Below are 18,579 nucleotides of genomic sequence, written 5' to 3' on the forward strand. Positions count from 1 at the left end.
TTTATCTCAATATCCGCCTGTATGATCTGAAAATAACCGGAATCGCCGGAAATCCACACCATCGTAGTTAACAGAACCATCCGGCTGAAATCCGTAACGTGTTATAAACCGCGAAACGTTTCGGGATAACGGTAATAAAATGGTGATACTGGTTAAGTGCATTTCATCAAACGCGTGGCGGATAATTTTATCACAGATGACCTTTCCCGTTCCCCAGAAATCAGGATGAAGTACCAGCGCCAGGTCAGCATCATCACCTTCTTTCTGAAGCCCTCCCCAGCCTGCAAATACATCGTCGATCACAAATGCCCAAGGGCCATATCCGTTAATATCCCACTGAGCGTCTTTTTCTTTTGCCCAGTTGCGGCTTTTTTCATCATCAAAATCCGGGCTGCCCAGCGGCATTTGCTGTAAAACGTTCGGGTGATTATTCAGTGCCGTGATATCGGCCGGTTTTATCTGAGTGAGCCGTTTAAATTCTAAGTGCATAGTATTCCTTTTATTTTGACGCTCTGATTGTACCTGTTATTCAGAAAAAATCAGCTGAATAACAGGTACAACACATCTTAGCTTACAGCCACATTCCGAAACGGCGGATATAAATGCCCTTCATGATTTGCGCCAGGCCGCAATAACTGACCAGTGTAGCCGCAAGCCACGGGAAATATTCCCACGGTAACGGCTCAAGCCCGATATAACTTCCGATGGGTGAAAACGGCAGCCAGATCCCGATGGCCATAACAATCCCGGTCACCAATAATACCGGCAATGTTGCTGTGCTCTGAATAAACGGGATCCGTTGTGTTCTCAGCATATGCACGACCAGTGTTTGTGATAATAATCCTTCAACAAACCAGCCGGAATGGAATAAAACCTGGCTGTCCGGACTGTTTGCCCCGAAAACAAACCATAATAATGCAAAGGTGGTGATATCAAATACAGACGATGTCGGGCCAATCCAAATCATAAAGCGCCGGATATTGCCTGCATCCCATTTACGGGGTTTGCGCAGAAATTCTTTATCCATTTTATCCCACGGCAGCGCCAGCTGAGACATATCATAAAGCAGATTCTGAATCAGTAACTGAATAGCCAGCATCGGCAGGAACGGAATAAAGGCACTGGCGATAAGAACAGAAAATACATTACCAAAGTTAGAACTGGCGGTCATATTCAGGTATTTAATGATATTGCCGAATGTCTCGCGCCCTTTAATGACGCCCTCCTCCAGAACCATCAAATCTTTTTCCAGCAGGATAATATCCGCAGATTCTTTGGCGATATCCGTTCCGCTGTCCACGGAAATCCCCACATCTGCATCCCGCAATGCCGGTGCATCATTAATGCCATCCCCGAGGAAACCAACAGTATGACCGGCAGATTGTAAAATCCTGACCAGGGCTGATTTTTGCAGCGGTGTCAGTTTGCAGAAAATAGTGTGTGTTTGTGCCACCTGTTTCAGCTCTTCATCACTGAGGAGCGTCAGTTGGTCACCACTGATACTCATTGAAGCATCCAGCCCGACTTCACGACAGATTTTTGCTGTGACAACCGCATTGTCCCCGGTCAGTACTTTTACCGTTACCCCATTATGTTTCAGTGCTTTGATGGCTTTTGCCGCACTGTCTTTCGGCGGGTCAAGGAAGGTCAGAATTCCGCATAAAATCATATTCTGTTCACTGTCGGCAGAGAGCGGCAGCCCCTGCTCTTTACTGTCCAGAACCCGTTCGGCGAGCAGCAGCACTCTGAATCCTGTCTCATTATAATGATTGACCAGCGCCATAATGGCCTGTTTTTTCACATCATCCGCAGGAGAAATATGATTGCCGGTCCGGATCAGAGAACAGCACGACAGCATCTCTTCCGCCGCGCCTTTACAGATAAGCAAGGCGGTACCATCCGGTTTTCTTACTGACACAGACAGACGTCTGCGGACAAAATCAAACGGCAGTTCGTCAATTTTCTGATAATTGTGCAGAGACTCTGTTTCGGCTTTGCCGCGCCCGAAACGGATGATCGCCTGATCCATCAGGTTACGTGTGCCGCTCTGGTGAAAACTGTTCAGCCACGCCAGTCCCAATATGGCTTCATCGGTATTACCCCCGGTATCGAGATGATGCTCGAGGATAATATTATCCTGTGTCAGCGTCCCTGTTTTATCTGTACACAGGATATCCATTGCACCAAAGTTTTGTATTGCATTCAGCCGTTTAACGATAACTTTTCGCCGTGACATTGCAATTGCACCTTTTGCCAGGTTCGAACTGACAATCATCGGCAGCATTTCCGGGGTTAATCCGACAGCAACAGCAAGCGCAAAGAGTGTGGCATCAAACCAGTCACCTTTGGTAAACCCGTTAATCAGCAGGACAACCGGCACCATCACTAACATAAAGCGGATCAGCAGGATACTGACACTATTCACCCCGCGATCGAATGACGTCTGTGAGCGTGTGCCGACGATAGATTTCGCCAGTGAGCCAAAGTAAGTTTTGTCACCGGTTGCCACCACAACACCCAGTGCGGTGCCGCTGGCCACATTGGTGCCCATCAGGCAGATATTGCCCGATTCCGTCAGTGACTGACCATTTTCCGTTATCGTTGCGGCGTCTTTCTGATGGATATCGCCCTGAGTATCATATTTTTCCACCGGAACTGATTCTCCGGTCAGAATGGCCTGGCTGATAAAAAGATCGCGGGAACGAAGCAGCCGCAAGTCCGCCGGTATCATATCTCCGGCACTCAAAACCACAATATCTCCCGGAACCAGGCATTTCACCGGCAGCTCAGTCCGGACAGATCGTCCTTTTTTACGCCGGAGTACGGTGGCAGTGGTTTTTACCAGCGACTTCAGGGCTTCTGCCGCTTTGTTGGTCCGGTATTCCTGCCAGAAGCGCAGTACCACACTCAGAAAAACCATCGTTCCGATGATCAGTACACCGGTGAGGTCCGTCTCTTCGCCTTGTTGCAGGGGGATCAGGTAGTCCGTCATAAAGCTGATAACAGCGAGCGCCAGCAGCACATAAATAAACGGATTATGAAACGCGGAAATAAACTGAATAAATGCGGACAGTGCTTTGTCATGTGCCACTACGTTTTCCTGATGTTCTATCAGGCGGTCAAGGGCATCAATTTCATCCAGCCCCAGCATATCAGAATGTAATTCTGCTAATGTTTCGTCTGGTGTTTTTGCGGCATAGACCGCCGCAGGGAAAGTATTATTATCGCGCACAGCCGGTGTGACGGTGCGGTTAACGTTGACAGTCATGGTACGATTCCTTTTATTTCCTCAGATAAACTGAGTCATTTATTTTTCACCGGACTGCCTGATTTAACAGTTAATTTAAATAACTGTCATGATAACGGACAGTCCGGGAAGTGGTATATTTCCGGGCCCGGGTGGTATGTCCATATATTCCTTATCAGCAAAAGGTAGCCTGTACGCTTATTCATAAATGAATACGTACTGTGGATTTTTTAATAAAAAGCCATGCCTCTTCCGTTCTGAATAAACGGAATAACAGGATACGGTGTGCAAGCACGGCAATTTAAATTGAATTAACCGAAAAAACAATCAGTTAGGAGGGGGTAACGCCAGCATATAGAGATTCATGATAAATCCGTCCTTTCGGGCTTATCCTGTAAAAGATAAGTGAAATTAAATAAGGAAGTACCATTTACGAAGAGAGGTACTGCCGCAGTATTACTGCCGGCAGTCAAAGGAAAACAGTCTTACCGGCAGGTTCAATATATTTTGATAAATAATCTATGACTGTCCAATGATGTGTTCTCCGCAAGAAATAAACACATGGAGTATATTCCGGTAAAATCACAAAGTAAAATTATAAATCCATCAGATATAAAATGGTGTCTCTGACTGTCATCAGTGCGGATCCCAGATCATCGTATGGCAGTGTGCTGACAGCCACACGGATAGCTTGCGGGATATCGCGGGTCACGGCATAAGATTCCGCCGGGCTGACGACAATATTGGCTGCTCTCAGGCGGCTGATAACCGCATCACAGCGCACATTTTCCGGTAACGGGATCCACAAAAAATACCCGGCCGGATGTGCAATGTGAGGTAAATCAGCAAAAATCCGGCTGACAATTTTTTGCCGGGCTTTGGCATCACGGCGCTTTTTCCGCTCCAGTTTTTCGACTTCGCCCTGCTCCAGCCATTCACGGACAATACCGGTCATCAGTGCCGGCGTGTTCCAGGTGGTGATGCGGATGATTTTTTCCAGCTCAGCAACATATCCCGGAGGCGCAACCACCAACCCGATCCGCAGGCCGGTGGCGATGTTCTTGGAAAATCCGGTGACATAAAATGTGATATCCGGTGCCAGTTCTGCCAGCGGCGCCGGTGCCGGTTTCTGCAGAAAAGCGTAGGAGCCGTCTTCTATCAGAAAAAAACGGTTTTCCCGGGCAAGGCTTATCAGCTTCCTGCGGGATGTCAGATCCATTACCCAGCCGAGCGGATTATGCAGTGTCGGCATGGTGAAATAGCCGCGGATTTTCCGCTGACAGCACAATTGTGCCAACGCCGCCAAATCCGGGCCTTCCGGGGTAACCGGTACCGGAATCAATTCGATATGACAGGTTTGTGCCAGTGCTTTAAAGCCGGGATACGTCAGTGCATCCGCTGCAATCACATCACCGGGACTGAACATACTCAGAACAACAGAGGCCAGCCCGTGCTGGGCACCACTGACCATGACGACCGTGTCCGGGTCAACGGCAGAAAATCCGCGCAACTTCAGGTGATCAGCAACAATAACCCTCTCCTGATGCCGCCCGGCGTGAGGCAGATAATGCAGCAGACTTTCCAGATCGCCGCTCATGGATAACCGGCGCAGGGTGCCGCGTAGTAATGTGGTCTGTTCCGTGACTTCCGGGTAGATAAAGTTAAGGTCATACATTGCCGGAGTGACATCACATTCAATACCAGTAACCGGTAATAAGCTGATATCCCTGACAAATGTTCCCCGCCCGGTTTCACCACTGACAAGCCCCTGTTTGATCAGCTCTTGATATACCCGTGACGCTGTCACTAATGATAACCCTTCCTGTGCAGCAAAAGCACGATGAGTTGGCAGTTGTGTTCCGGCTGCCAGCTCACCGCTGCGGATACGGGCAGCAAGGGTATCGACGTATTGTTTATAACGCGGTGTTGCCATACCGAATGTATCCATGACAATTTTTTGATTGTCATTATTATCCGCATTACTCTCCGTGATAACAAGACGTCATTAACGGGGTATAGGATGGATAATGCAATGACAACGGTTTCCCGCTCAACACGCGGCTGGATCAGCGGGTTTATCGGCGTGCTGATTTTCAGTGGCTCCCTGCCCGCCACCAAAGCAGGTATTACCGGGTTTTCTCCGGATTTTCTGACAACCGCCCGCGCGGCGATTGCCGGTATTGCCGCTCTGCTCATTCTGGTTATTCTGCGCCAGCGTTTGCCTGCCGCGAAGTACCTGCTGTCGCTGATTATTGTTGCGGCGGGAGTCGTCGCCGGGTTTCCGTTACTGACAGCCCTGGCTCTTCAGCATGTCAGTTCGGCACACTCGATTGTGTATCTGGGGTTATTACCACTGGCGACAGCACTGTTTGGAGTGCTGCGCAGCAATGAACGTCCGCGTCCCGCGTTCTGGTTTTTTTCTGTCTTCGGCAGCCTGTTCGTGATGGGATTTGCATTGTTTCAGGGCGGTGAAAGCACACTGACCGGTGATTTGTATATGGTTGCAGCCGTGTTGCTGTGCGGATTGGGTTATGCGGAAGGTGCCCGCCTTTCCGGGCCTCTCGGCAGTTGGCAGGTGATCTGCTGGGCGCTGGTTCTTTCTTTGCCGCTGATGCTGATTCTGAGCATTGTTTTTCTGCCGGTGACATTCAGCGGAATACCGGTACAAGCCTGGGGCGGGCTGATTTACGTTTCCTTGTTCAGTATGTTGATCGGGTTTTTCTTCTGGTACCGGGGACTGGCAGAAGGCGGTATTACCGGCGTCAGTCAGTTACAGCTGTTACAACCGTTTTTTGGGCTGGTGCTTTCTGCGTGGTTACTGGATGAAACTGTCAGTTCAGTGATGATAGCATCAACCTGTGGTGTGATCGCTTGTGTTGCCGGTTCAAAACGGTTTTCCCGGTGAGAGAAAATAGTGTTGTGCCCGGTATTTTCCGGGCTGATTATTTTCGCGATACAATTATACCGGCGACAACCAGATACAGCGCAATAACCAGCGGTAAAAACAGTATCGAATCACTGTAAACTGCCGCTGTCATTGCCGCACCAATTGCCAGAGAAATACCTGAAATGCCGTCGAGTACGGCAATTTTACGGGGCGAATCCGCCGATGTGATCAGTGTGTCGGTGCCCGCCCCGTAAAACATTTCCAGCAGTGTGACGCCCAGTACAATCAGTAACAGACCGGGAAGTTCTGCAATACCGGAGAACCACGGAACAAAAAGAAGAATACATAGCCCTGTCGTAATCATCAGTGCGGTAATAATGCCCCATTTTTCAGTGAAGTAACGGTATACAGGAAGTTGGCCGACAATAATCATCAATGTGTTAAACAACAAAACCGGACCTATCAGATAGTCATCCCCGGCCCGGATCAATTCCAGCGGTACAATCACCTCAAAACTGTAATACAGCATGGCAAAAATAATGCTGACTACAGAGATCAGCATGGTATCTCTGCCGGTAAGATCAGAAAAATGCAGGTAATAAAAGCGGTTTTCTGCTTTACCGGGGCAAGAACGCAGTTTTACTGAAAAGAGAATACCCGCCATGAAAATCCCGGTCAGAATAAATAATGCATATGGAAAAGGCAGTGAAAAAAAGACACACAGCGTAATCAGCACCGGTGCAACCGCCGCGCCGGTATTATTCAGTGTCATTCGCACTGAAAAGCTTTCGCTGATATTTTCTGAGGTGGCTTTAATATAGTATTTTGCTGCCACAGAAAATACGGAGGTGGCAAGACCGTTTGCCAGCATCACCATAGTACACAGGTAAAATGTTTGTCCGATAAACAAAAATGACAGTGACAGCAATTTAAGCAACAGTGAAAAAACAAGAGTTTTTTTGCTGTTAAACCGGCTTATCAGCGGAATAATAAAAAAATAGGCCAATGAGAATGACCAGAATTTAATCGTGCCGAGATACAGGATTTCTTTTTCACTGAGTGTTTTCCCGGCAAAATAGAGTAATGCCAGCGGCATCAGTAACCCGGAGCCCAGTGCATTAAAGAAAAAGCAGATATTAATCGCCCTGCTTTTCTGCTCAAAAACAGCCCGGTAAATCTGCATCAGCGGAGATTCCAGCGCCGGCAGATGGTTGTGAAAATATCACTCCCGGTTTCTGTCAGTATGGCATGCTGCCTGACAATATCCGCAGTATTACGGAGTTTTTCCAGATTACTGCTCAGCCGGTCATAATATTCCGGATCCGGTATATCGTTGCTGTTACGGATAATTTCAGAAAATACATAGCAGATGCGGGATAACACAAATAAGGCATGAAAAATACCGATCATCGGCCGGTCATCATCACGCAGTGGCGCAGCAAAGACCTCATCCGCCGGGTTAAGTACCAGCGGATCACCGGCATTGAGGATATTCAGTGCAGTATGACCGCATTCATGCGCCAGAATATCAATATAATACGCGACCGAATGCGATGGATGCACATAGGCAAACATCATTCCCCACATATAGAAGTTAGTACCGGAACGCATAAAGCGAGAGCCGTCTGCCGTTTCCTGAGTCAGGTATATCTGATGGATAAACCGGTCAATTTCATTGCCGGTTTCCGGCGCACAGCGACGAATAACGGATAACGCCTGTGTTATTTTCTCCGTTTCCGCTGCTGCCAGTACCGGATCATCACAATAGCCGAAACCAAGTTGTTTATCGTCGCGGATAATTTTAAGAATCATTTGTTTTGCAGGAGAATGATCGGCGGATGTCAGCGGCGAAATTGTCAGTGGTAACGGCGTTCTCTTTCGCATCAGCTGATTGAGGTAAGTGACCGCATCTGCATGTTCATCATCTTCCGCATATTTTCCGGCAATATAATGAATGGCACAATTTTGCCACGACAACGGAACCCCGGTGTTTATTTCTGGCAAGCAATAATAAGATAATAAATAATTAAGTGATTCATAGATTTCTCCAGAGAAATACTGATAAGCTTGCTGATGTTTATAATCAGGAAAAGTCAGATTTATCATATAACAGCTTCCGGGCAGACAGATAAACCATGTCCGGATTGACAGACATGGTTTATCAATTAGTTAACGGGTTTATTATTTACTGAACGACCATCCTGATAATGGTGATTTTATTTTCAGTAGTTTGCTTTTATCTAATTTTTTCATTATTTCATTTCCTTATTAATAACAGGTTACAGGAATGGATGTACTGTACACTCAGATTGCATTTAAACCCTAAAATAAAAATAGCGATAAAAAAACACTTTTTTTAGCCTGTGTTATTTTTCTGAATCAATATCACGAAAATAAGCAGAAATAATAATCAAATAAATAATTGCCATAATATTAGACTATAAAAAACCACGCGGTGTCTTCACCGCGTGGTTCTATCAATACCGAAATTATCCCGCTATTCAGATCAATGACAAAAATGTTTGTTTAAAATCATCGATATCATGCTGTGTGGTTGCCCACGAGGTGCACAGACGCAGACAGGATTTTTCCGGTTCCTGCAACAGGGTTTCATGGAAAACAAACCGCTTTTTCAGTTTTTCCGCCAGTGCGGAAGGCAGAATAACAAAGACCTGGTTGGATTCCGGCGGTGCCAGGAAGGTAAAACCCTGCTCCGTAAAGAACGCCGCCAGTTGTCCGGCCATGCTGTTGAGATGTTTGCCTAATGAGAAATAGAGATCGCCGGTAAACAACGCCAGGAACTGCGCACCCAGCAGCCAGCCTTTTGCCTGAAGTGCGCCCTTCTGTTTGATGCTGAACCGGAAATCATCTTTCAGCGCCGGATTATTGATCACCAGAGCTTCCGCCGCGATCGCACCGATTTTGGTACCGCCGATATAGAATGCATCTGTCAGTGCCGCGATATCTTCAATTGTCAGATCACTTTGTGCGGACATTAATCCGGATGCCAGACGGGCACCGTCAAGATAGAGCCATAACCCGTGCTCATCACAGAAACGGCGCAGTGCCTGTAATTCTGCCTTGCGGTAAACCGTGCCGATCTCAGTGGAATTGGTGATATAGACCAGTTTCGGTTGTACCCAGTGCTCATCATTATGTTCGGCAATGACCGGTTTAAGATGATCGGGTGTCAGTTTGCCATCCGGGGAAAATACGGTGATGACTTTGTGTCCGGTCGCTTCAATTGCCCCGGTTTCATGGGTGGCAATATGACCGGTACTGACGGAGATCACCGCCTGGTGCGGACGTAAGAAATGGGAAATCGCCGTCAGGTTGGTGATAGTACCGCCGTTAAAGAAGTGGATATCAGCCTGCGGCTGACCAATCCGCTGTTTAATCAGCGCTGCGGCATCACCGCATAACGTATCCGTGCCGTAACCGTCGTGGCGGTGGCCTGCTGTGTCAGTAATGGCTTTTAAAACAGCCGGATGTGCAACTTCATTATAGTCATTCTGAAAACGGTACATATGCTCCTCCGATAGTGTGCAGTAATACTATGCTGATACTTACCGGCGCACAATGGTACGAACCGCAGTTCAGTCCGGTTTTACCAGCCCGATCACACCTTCACTGAGCGTAATTTTTCCCTGTGTTTTCAGGCGCAGCAGAACTTTATCGGTATGACGCCGGGAAGTACCGAGAATGCTGGCCAGCATGTCGCGGGGAAGATGGATCTGATGGCCGCTGATTTGTGTCAGCATATAGAGCAGATTGTTTTCGATGGAATCAACCGCATTCATCAGCCGCTGTTCACCGTTGATAAGGCAGCGTTTTGCCAGCTGGCGGTTAAGCAGCAGAGACAGGCGGTGATCCTGTGACAGCCAGGACAGAAATGTTGCCGCCGGCATCCGCAGTACACAGCAGTCTGACAGCGCAATCACATCATAACGGTATGACTGCCGGCAAATCGCCTCCATCTCTCCGAGGAATTCACCCCGGTAACAGAATGTCAGTCCGACCTGTTTACCATTCTCCGCCTGCTTATTAACAATAAACTCGCCGTCCAGAATGATATAGACCGCCTGAGCCGGGTCGCCCTGGCAAATCAGATTCTGTCCGTTATAAATATGCAGTGTGGTTACACTGTTTCTGACAACATCCGGCGCATCACGGAGCAGGCCGTCTGCCTCCGGCAGCAGCTCTTCTTCGCTGAATTTCAGCCATAATTCACGAAACGGGGTTGTATTTTGCATGTGGCGGTATCTGTCAGGACGGGATAATCAGTAGGTAAACGTTAGCATGGTTAACAACAGGTTTGAACCGGCAAATGCCTGTTTTGACGGGCTGCGGATTATCGGCAGCCCGTCTGTCAGATTAATTCAGCTCGTAGCCGTTCAGATACTGCTGCTGTTTCGTGGTCAGATTATCAAGTGAAACGCCCATATCCTGTAATTTCAGTGCCGCCACGTCACGGTCAATTTCATCACTGACATCATAGACTTTCGCTTCCAGATCATGGCTGAGCAGATACTCGGCGCTGAGTGCCTGGAGGGCAAAACTCATGTCCATAATTTCTGCCGGATGCCCGTCCGCACAGGCAATATTAACCAGTGCACCACGGCCCAGCAGATAAAGCGTGCGGCCATTTTTCAGGGTATAACCTTCGATATTCTCACGGGCAATTGTGACGTTGTCACTTAGCTGCTGAAGATCGGTCAGATTGATTTCATCCTCAAAATGCCCGGTATTACTGATAATGGCACCCTCTTTCATCAGACTGAAATGTCCGGATGTCAGCACGTCACAGCAACCGGTGGCGGTGATAAAGATATCACCCAGCGGTGCTGCAGCAGACATGGTCATGACCGCAAAGCCGTCCATTTTCGCTTCCAGGGCTTTTATCGGATCCACTTCCGTGACAATCACTTCCGCACCCAATCCTTTCGCCCGCATGGCACAGCCTTTGCCGCACCAGCCGTAACCGGCGACGACCACGGTTTTCCCGGCAATAACCAGGTTGGTGGTACGCATAATGCCGTCAAAGGTGGATTGTCCGGTGCCGTAGCGGTTATCAAACAGATGTTTGGATTGCGCGCCGTTAATTGATAAAACAGGAAAATTCAGTGCGCCGCTTTTTTCACGGGCAACTGCGCGCAGAACACCGGTGGTGGTCTCTTCACAGGCACCAATAGTATGTTTTGCATATTCCGGATACAAACTGTGCAGTTCATGCACCAGATCCCCGCCGTCATCAATAACAATGTGCGGTTCACAGGCCAGCGTCTGTTTTACAAAGTTGCGGTAGGCTTCCGCATCCGCGCCGTGAATGGCAAATGTATGGATGCCGCTGACAACCAGTGCCGCTACAATATCGTCTTTGGTGGACATCGGGTTGCTGCCGGTGACGGACACTTCCGCCCCGCCTGCGGCCAGAACCCGTGCCAGATAGGCGGTTTTGGCTTCCAGGTGAATAGAGAGCGCAATGCGTTTTCCGGCAAACGGCTGTTCTTGTGTGAAACGCTGTTCCAGTGCGCGCAGCAGCGGCATATGGGCACGAACCCAGGCGATTTTTTGCTCACCCTGTGGTGCAGATGAGAGATCTTTATAAATACTGGTAACCATGGCAACTCCTGCATACGTCTTTTATCACGGGATGAGCCACAGTAACCGGAGGTTGCGGAGGTCTCCAGGGCATTTGCCCTGAATCAGAAAAAAAAGACAGCCGGGTGAAAGCTTTGTTCAGCGGCGTGCCTGCACCATAGCAATCAGGCCACAAACATCTTGCGGAACATTGTCCGTTTTCAGGATCGCCTCCGGCGTCATCCACTGAAAGTCAGGATGTGGTACGGCGGTTTCATCTATTGGATGACACCAGTACACCATATCAATATGCCAGTGATCGCCGGTTTTCTTGTCCGGGATAAATTCTTTCAGGATCGCCATCGGCAATGGCAACACACCAGCCTCCGGCAGTGGTGTGATAAATTGTTGCGCCTGCGTATCCCAGCTGATAATCCGGCATTCCAGCCCGGTTTCTTCGTGAATTTCACGCAGTACGGCATCCTGCGGTTCTTCATTTTCTTCAATATGCCCGCCGGGCGGCAGCCAGATGCCGAGCTTCGGATGGCGATGGAGCAGAAAACGCCCCTGGCTGTCACTGATCAGGCCGGAGGCAGTAAAATGTTTGATAACAGATGTCATTATTTTTTCTCAGGTTATTCAGGTGATCATCGTCAGAACTACCGGCAGAGTCAGTATCGCCACCATGGTCTGAAACGTGATAATCCCGGCCATCAGCTGGCTGTCACCGCCAAGCTGACGCGATAAAATATAGGCGGTCGGCGCGGTCGGAATGGCAAAAAAGATCACAAACAGTTGATATTCCAGTTGTGTTAACCCCATCACAGTCGCTACCGCAATCGCCAGTAATGGCATAACACACAGGCGGACAAGGCTGTTAAGGCTGATTTTCAGTGCGGAATAGCGGATGGTCGCCACTTGTAATGCCGCCCCGACACACAGCAGCCCCAGCGGCAGACTGGCACCGGTCAGCAGCCCGGCAAACTGGTCGGTGTTATACGGCAGCCCCGTACCGGTGACATTCAGAAACATCCCGATAATACAGGAGATAATCAGCGGGTTTGTCAGGATAGGCAGCAACAGGCGGCGCAGCGATAACTGCTGAAATTCAGATAACGCAACCACGGAAATGATATTACACAGCGGAACCAGTACCGCGAGGATCACCGCAGCCACTGCCACACCGGACGGGCCATAAAAATCATTGACGATGGATAACCCGAGATAGGTATTAAAGCGGATCGCCCCCTGCAGCAGTACGCCGAATTCTGCCGTTGGTATTCCGCGCAGACGCTTTACCACCGCAAATGCGGCGGTGGCCAGCCCGAGCATAATCACCAGTGCCGCAGCCAGTTTCGGCAGTTGCGGGTTATCCAGCGGAGCAACGGCGAGGCTGTTGACCAGCAGCGCCGGAAATAAGATATAGTAATTCAGCTTTTCCGCACCGTTCCAGAATCCGGCATCGAAAACCGGCCGCCGCTTCAGAATGCAGCCGAGCAGAATCAGCGCAAACAGCGGCCATAATGTCATCAGAATTGCGAACATCAGCGGAAATCCGGCAGGAAAAGTATTCCCGCATCATAACAGGAACAACAGGTTACGCGAGCAGCAGTGCCGGTTTTGTATCGCTGATCGCGTTTTTACATTTTATCTGCCGCAGCGCATAAAACGCACTACGCTTTGCCGGGGTTATATGTTAGTCCGCAGCGATATCATTATCCGTTAAGCTGTGAGAAACCGGGTGACAGTGTCACGCTTGCAGGCGGCGAACTATCACCACCAATACGCCGCAGCAGGCGGGTTGCGGCACTGCGGCCGATATCCCGCGACGGCTGGGTGATAAAGGCCACCGGGATGTCATACAGTGCTTCACTGCCGATATCATCAAACCCCACGAGGGCGATTTCCTGGGTGAAATAACTTTCGTTATCTCCCTGTCTGACCGTGTTACCGGTACTCAGGGCGGCAAAATACGCGCCCAGCGCCGTGCCGGTGTTGTGGCAGACAATCGCACTGACTTTGGGATACTGATACATAAATTCAGATACCCGGCGGATGATATTCTGCTGCTTGTTATCCGTTTCCACTATCCATTCGGTGCGGAACGGTAACCCGAACTGCACCAGTGTCGAGCAGTAACCACCGACCCGTTCAGCGCGGGTGAGAGAGTCACTTTCCCCGCCGAAATAGGCAATTTGGCGGTGACCGTTTTTGATCAGGTATTCCGTTGCCATTCTGGCGGCAGAGGCATTGTCCGGGCGGACAACATCAATACCGGAGAACTCACTGGCCCGGGCCGCGCACACCATCGGGATCTGATAATGATTTACCCGCTCAACCACGTCATTGGTGAGAAATTTTCCGCCGCCGACAATCACACCGTCCACGCCGTAGCGGATCAGGCTGTCCAGCGAGCGGGCAAATCCGGCGGCGGAATTGCCGCACTGGGTCAGAAAGACCTGTTTGCCCTGTGTTTCCGCATATTCACTGACACCGGCGGCGACTTCCGCATAAAACGGTTCGGTAATATCTTTGACAATCAGGCCAATCACATTGGAGATATTATCCCGCAATGTGGCAGCCTGCTGATTACGGACATACCCCAGTTCTTCAATTGCCGCGTTGACTTTATCCGCGGTTTTCCGCGAGATCCGCCCTTTTCCGCTGAGTACCAGTGATACCGTGGTCACGGATACCCCTGCCTGCTGCGCCACATCAACTATCGTGACTTTTCTGAGATTCATAACGCCGGATACTTCCTTATGCTCAGGATACTGCACGGGATTTTACACAAAATCCGATAAAACGTTTTATCTATTTCTGAAATATGGTTACTGCGTCATGTTTATTTTTTGTGATCGGGCAACTATTATAATTTGGTAAAACGTTTTATCTTATTTTACCTTCACAACACCACACTGACATTTACAGGATACCGTATGAGTAGCCAACCAAAACAAAAAGTCACGCTCTGGGAGTTTTTCCAGGGACTGGGCAAAACCTTTATGCTGCCTGTCGCGCTGCTCTCGTTCTGCGGGATCATCCTCGGCATCGGCAGTTCCCTCAGCAGCCGCGATGTACTGACACTGCTGCCGTTTCTGGATCATACCGCTTTCCAGTTACTGTTCACCTGGATGAGCAAAATCGGCTCATTTGCCTTCAGTTTTCTGCCGGTCATGTTTGCTATCGCCATTCCGCTGGGGCTGGCGCGTGAAAACAAAGGCGTGGCTGCATTTGCCGGGTTTGTCGGCTTTGCGGTGTTTAACCTCGCCACTAACTTCTACCTCACTGCCGCCGATATTTTACCGACCACGGACCCGGCGATTCTGAAGGCTCATAACATCCGTGATGTGCTGGGAATTCAGTCTATCGACAGCGGGATCCTCGGTGCGGTTATCGTCGGTATTATTGTGTATATGCTGCATGAACGCTTCAATACCATCCGTCTGCCGGATGCCCTGGCGTTCTTCGGCGGTACCCGTTTTGTACCGATTATCACGACTCTGGTACTTGGCCTGTGCGGCCTGCTGGTTCCGCTGATCTGGCCGTGGTTTGCTATGGGTATCAACGGATTAGGTAAGCTGATTCAGAGCGCCGGTGCTTTCGGACCGATGATTTTCGGCTCCGGTGAACGGCTGTTACTGCCGTTTGGTCTGCACCACATCCTGGTGGCGCTGATCCGTTTTACTGAAGCGGGCGGTACCATGGAAGTGTGCGGTAATACCGTTAACGGCGCACTGACCATTTTCCAGGCACAACTTTCCTGCCCGGAAACGCAGGGTTTTTCAGCCAGCGCTACTCAGTTCCTGTCTCAGGGTAAAATGCCGGCGTTTCTCGGCGGCCTGCCGGGGGCTGCATTAGCGATGTATCACTGTGCTCACCCTGAAAATCGTCATAAAATTAAGGGATTACTGATTTCCGGGGTGGTCGCCTGTGTTATCGGCGGCACAACAGAACCGCTGGAATTCCTGTTCCTGTTTGTCGCACCGTTCCTGTATCTGATCCACGCAATTCTGACCGGGCTGGGCTTTACCGTGATGGCGATTACCGGTGTCACTATCGGTAACACCGATGGTAACCTGATTGACTTTGTGGTCTTCGGGATCCTCCACGGCATCCAGACCAAGTGGTATATGGTGCCGGTGGTGGCCTTTATCTGGTTCGCTTCTTACTATGCGATTTTCCGTTTCGCCATTACCCGCTTCAATATCAAAACGCCGGGCCGCGATACAGACACCAAAGAAAGCGCACCGGCAACCGGCAGTTCAGCAGGGAAATCCGGCTATGATGTTCCGGCTATTCTGGCGGCGCTGGGCGGTAAAGAAAACATTATTTCACTGGATAACTGTATCACCCGTCTGCGGATGTCCGTGCAGGACATGAGCAAAGTGGATGACGCGCAGCTCAAAGCATTGCGGGCGATCGGGGTTGTCCATCTGAATGAACATAACTTACAGGTGGTTATCGGCCCGCAGGTTCAGTCTGTCAAAGATGAACTGGAAAAGCTGATGAAATCCGTGCCTGATTCCGCTCAGCCGGAACCTCAAAACGCCTGATAACCCACACCGCACTGCCTGACAGTGCGGTTTTTCTTTCCGGAGAAACTATGTCCTCTCTTTTTTCTGTCCCTGTTGACCGCCACGGCACTTACTGTACGCAATGGGATTATGTGCAGGATCGCTTTAGTCAGGCGGATTTACTGCCTTTTACTATCTCAGATATGGATTTCGTCACCGCGCCGGTGATCCTGAAAGCGATTTCAGAGCGCACCGCACACGGCGTGTTCGGCTACAGCCGCTGGCAGCACCACGATTTTCTCAGCGCTGTTGCACACTGGTTTTCATCCCGTTTTCAGGCGCAGATTGATACTCAGGCGCTGGTGTACGGGCCGTCGGTAATTTACATGGTCAGTCAGATGATCCGCCTGTGGTCACAGCCCGGTGACGGTGTGGTGGTGCATACCCCGGCGTATGACGCATTTTATAAAACGATCACCGGCAATCAGCGCACCGTCGTTCCCTGCCCGCTGCAAAAAACAACAGACGGCTGGTGGTGCGATATGGATGCGCTGGGATCCCTGCTTGCGAAACCGGAGACGCGGATTCTGCTGCTGTGCAGTCCGCATAATCCGACCGGGAAAGTCTGGACCCGCGAAGAACTGACCACCATGGCAGAATTGTGCGAGCGGCATAATGTGCGGGTGATCAGTGATGAAATTCATATGGATCTGTGCCGTGCGCCGCATCAGCACACACCGTGGTCTGAAACCGGGCGCGGGGAATGGGCGTTATTCACCTCAGCATCCAAATCCTTCAATATCCCGGCACTGACCGGCGCTTACGGGCTGATTTCAGATACCGCCTCCCGTGAAGCCTATTTTCATCAGCTGAAAGCCTGTGACGGGCTCTCTTCCCCCGCCGTGCTGGCGGTTATCGCCCATATCGCGGCCTACCGGGAAGGTGCGCCGTGGCTGGATGAACTGCGTGATTATCTCTTTGCTAATCTGGACTATATAAAACAGCGGCTGGATGCGGAACTTCCGCAGCTGAACTGGCAGGTACCGGAATCCACCTATCTGGCGTGGATAGATCTGAATCCGCTGAATATTGACGATAATGCCCTGCAACATGATCTTATCACACGGGAAAAAGTGGCGATCATGCCGGGATATACCTACGGAGAGGAAGGTCGCGGATTTTTGCGTCTCAATGCCGGATGCCCGCGTGATAAACTCGCCGCAGGCATGGATAAATTAATTCACGCGCTGAAATCACGCTGATTTTTCACGACCCGGGCGCATTATGCGCCCCGGTTATTCGTGTTTGCCGACCTTATTGCGCAAGGCGCGGCGTAAATAGGAAAACGGTAAGCTGGGACACGACTTATCTGCGGGTCTGCCGGTGTTCACCGCTTCCTGTTTTTCATCCTGAACCGGTTTTTCCGGCGGGATCTTCCCGGAGGTGGTGTTTTCCGCCATATTATTCCCCTTCTTTGCTGAGTGCGTCGTTAACTGCTTCTATTTTCCGGACGGCATCATTAAGAATATCCGCGATCTGCCCGAGCTTGGTTTCGTCAAGTTCACTGGTGACCAGTTTATGGCGCAACAGTGCCCGTAAATTCCCCAGCGCCTGTTCGATTTCATCGGATAACAGTGAACCGCGGCGGAAAGATTTGGTTTCCTGCAGGCGTTGTGCAATCTGTTCCAGAACATCGGTGTTCTCTTCCAGATGCATTTTACCTTCCGGTGTCAGGCTGTAACTTTTACGGCCGTTACCGGTGTTTTCCGCGACAATCAGCTGCTGATCTTCAAGCAGGGTCAGTGTCGGGTAAATCACGCCCGGACTCGGTGTATAGAGGCCGGAAGTCAGCTGACCGATGGATTTGATTAACTCATAACCGTGGCTCGGTTTCTGGTTAAGATTCGCCAGCATCATAATACGCAGGTCACCATGATCAAGCAGACGGCGCAAGCCTTTCCCGCGACCGCGGTGACGACCGTGGCCTTCGTGGTGCTCATGATGATCGCCGTGACAGCCGTGTTCGTGATGTTCGCCGTGTCCATGGTGGTCCCCATGGCAGCAATGACTGCGGTGTTCGCCGTGTCCATGGTGGTCCCCATGGCAGCAATGACTGCGGTGTTCGCCGTGACCATGATGTTCACCGTGACAACAGTGCCCGTCTTGTCCGTGGCGTTCCCCGTGACGGCCGCCATGGCCGCCGCGGCGCTGACGCCCTTCCTGTGAGTCACAGGCACGATGGCGTAATGCATGAAGAAACATAGTAAATTCCTTTTGTGATATAGAGTGAAAATCCGCAAAATCAGTTTTTAGATATATCTGTTTTGCCATCAGGAACGACTATAGCC

The 18,579-nt window shown here is 50.2% G+C and carries 17 protein-coding genes; 4 read left to right on the forward strand and 13 right to left on the reverse strand.

Annotation, left to right across the window (positions count from 1 at the left end):
- Nucleotides 1–6: 6 nt before the first annotated feature.
- The 3 genes from N7387_RS15575 to N7387_RS15585 form a co-directional block, all read right to left on the reverse strand.
- Nucleotides 7–489: a GNAT family protein gene (locus tag N7387_RS15575; protein WP_279800154.1), complete on the reverse strand. Its 483-nt coding sequence runs from the start codon at nucleotides 487–489 to the stop codon at nucleotides 7–9.
- A gap of 82 nt (nucleotides 490–571) precedes the next feature.
- On the reverse strand, nucleotides 572–3,268 hold the full coding sequence (gene mgtA, locus N7387_RS15580) for a magnesium-translocating P-type ATPase (protein WP_279800155.1): 2,697 nt from the start codon (nucleotides 3,266–3,268) through the stop codon (nucleotides 572–574).
- A 574-nt stretch (nucleotides 3,269–3,842) separates the two neighbouring features.
- Nucleotides 3,843–5,180 (reverse strand): PLP-dependent aminotransferase family protein, encoded by a 1,338-nt coding sequence (locus N7387_RS15585; protein WP_279800221.1) that lies wholly within the window; start codon nucleotides 5,178–5,180, stop codon nucleotides 3,843–3,845.
- Between the two features lie 87 nt (nucleotides 5,181–5,267).
- Here N7387_RS15585 and N7387_RS15590 point away from each other — a divergent pair, with 87 nt between their 5' ends.
- On the forward strand, nucleotides 5,268–6,152 hold the full coding sequence (locus tag N7387_RS15590; protein WP_279800157.1) for a DMT family transporter: 885 nt from the start codon (nucleotides 5,268–5,270) through the stop codon (nucleotides 6,150–6,152).
- 37 nt (nucleotides 6,153–6,189) lie between these two features.
- On the opposite strand, the gene N7387_RS15595 is transcribed toward N7387_RS15590, so the two are convergent.
- The 8 genes from N7387_RS15595 to malI form a co-directional block, all read right to left on the reverse strand.
- Entirely contained in the window at nucleotides 6,190–7,317 is a 1,128-nt protein-coding gene (locus tag N7387_RS15595) for an MFS transporter (protein WP_279800158.1), read from the reverse strand.
- Nucleotides 7,317–8,111 (reverse strand): HEXXH motif-containing putative peptide modification protein, encoded by a 795-nt coding sequence (locus tag N7387_RS15600; RefSeq protein WP_262882572.1) that lies wholly within the window; start codon nucleotides 8,109–8,111, stop codon nucleotides 7,317–7,319. The genes N7387_RS15595 and N7387_RS15600 overlap by 1 nt, the downstream gene beginning before the upstream one ends.
- 524 nt (nucleotides 8,112–8,635) lie before the next feature.
- On the reverse strand, nucleotides 8,636–9,661 hold the full coding sequence (locus tag N7387_RS15605; protein WP_279800161.1) for an aminotransferase class I/II-fold pyridoxal phosphate-dependent enzyme: 1,026 nt from the start codon (nucleotides 9,659–9,661) through the stop codon (nucleotides 8,636–8,638).
- Between the two features lie 69 nt (nucleotides 9,662–9,730).
- Nucleotides 9,731–10,387, reverse strand: a complete 657-nt coding sequence (locus N7387_RS15610) for a Crp/Fnr family transcriptional regulator (RefSeq protein WP_279800162.1) — start codon at nucleotides 10,385–10,387, stop codon at nucleotides 9,731–9,733.
- 121 nt (nucleotides 10,388–10,508) lie between these two features.
- Nucleotides 10,509–11,756 carry an adenosylhomocysteinase gene (locus tag N7387_RS15615; RefSeq protein ID WP_279800164.1) on the reverse strand — a complete coding sequence of 416 codons (1,248 nt, stop codon included), beginning with the start codon at nucleotides 11,754–11,756 and terminating at the stop codon, nucleotides 10,509–10,511.
- A gap of 117 nt (nucleotides 11,757–11,873) precedes the next feature.
- Nucleotides 11,874–12,335, reverse strand: a complete 462-nt coding sequence (locus tag N7387_RS15620; RefSeq protein ID WP_279800166.1) for an NUDIX domain-containing protein — start codon at nucleotides 12,333–12,335, stop codon at nucleotides 11,874–11,876.
- Between the two features lie 18 nt (nucleotides 12,336–12,353).
- Nucleotides 12,354–13,259: an AEC family transporter gene (locus tag N7387_RS15625; protein WP_279800168.1), complete on the reverse strand. Its 906-nt coding sequence runs from the start codon at nucleotides 13,257–13,259 to the stop codon at nucleotides 12,354–12,356.
- A gap of 170 nt (nucleotides 13,260–13,429) precedes the next feature.
- Nucleotides 13,430–14,458: a Mal regulon transcriptional regulator MalI gene (gene malI, locus N7387_RS15630; protein WP_279800169.1), complete on the reverse strand. Its 1,029-nt coding sequence runs from the start codon at nucleotides 14,456–14,458 to the stop codon at nucleotides 13,430–13,432.
- A gap of 195 nt (nucleotides 14,459–14,653) precedes the next feature.
- Between malI and malX the strand changes: the two genes are divergently transcribed.
- Both malX and N7387_RS15640 read left to right on the forward strand, forming a co-directional pair.
- Nucleotides 14,654–16,270 carry a maltose/glucose-specific PTS transporter subunit IIBC gene (gene malX, locus N7387_RS15635; RefSeq protein ID WP_025153248.1) on the forward strand — a complete coding sequence of 539 codons (1,617 nt, stop codon included), beginning with the start codon at nucleotides 14,654–14,656 and terminating at the stop codon, nucleotides 16,268–16,270.
- A 50-nt stretch (nucleotides 16,271–16,320) separates the two neighbouring features.
- Nucleotides 16,321–17,493: a pyridoxal phosphate-dependent aminotransferase gene (locus N7387_RS15640; protein WP_279800172.1), complete on the forward strand. Its 1,173-nt coding sequence runs from the start codon at nucleotides 16,321–16,323 to the stop codon at nucleotides 17,491–17,493.
- A 33-nt stretch (nucleotides 17,494–17,526) separates the two neighbouring features.
- On the opposite strand, the gene N7387_RS15645 is transcribed toward N7387_RS15640, so the two are convergent.
- Nucleotides 17,527–17,691, reverse strand: coding sequence for a hypothetical protein (locus N7387_RS15645; RefSeq protein ID WP_004237547.1), 165 nt, complete (start codon nucleotides 17,689–17,691; stop codon nucleotides 17,527–17,529).
- A 1-nt stretch (nucleotide 17,692) separates the two neighbouring features.
- The gene (locus tag N7387_RS15650) at nucleotides 17,693–18,184 is read right to left on the reverse strand and encodes a PadR family transcriptional regulator (protein WP_279800175.1); all 492 of its coding nucleotides are present in this window, start codon (nucleotides 18,182–18,184) and stop codon (nucleotides 17,693–17,695) included.
- On the opposite strand from N7387_RS15650, the gene N7387_RS15655 reads away from it, so the two are divergent.
- On the forward strand, nucleotides 18,164–18,457 hold the full coding sequence (locus N7387_RS15655) for a hypothetical protein (protein ID WP_279800176.1): 294 nt from the start codon (nucleotides 18,164–18,166) through the stop codon (nucleotides 18,455–18,457). The genes N7387_RS15650 and N7387_RS15655 overlap by 21 nt on opposite strands.
- The last annotated feature ends 122 nt before the right edge of the window (nucleotides 18,458–18,579 follow it).

It is taken from the genome of Morganella sp. GD04133, from assembly GCF_029835375.1.
Taxonomy (GTDB): Bacteria; Pseudomonadota; Gammaproteobacteria; order Enterobacterales; family Enterobacteriaceae; genus Morganella; species Morganella morganii_B.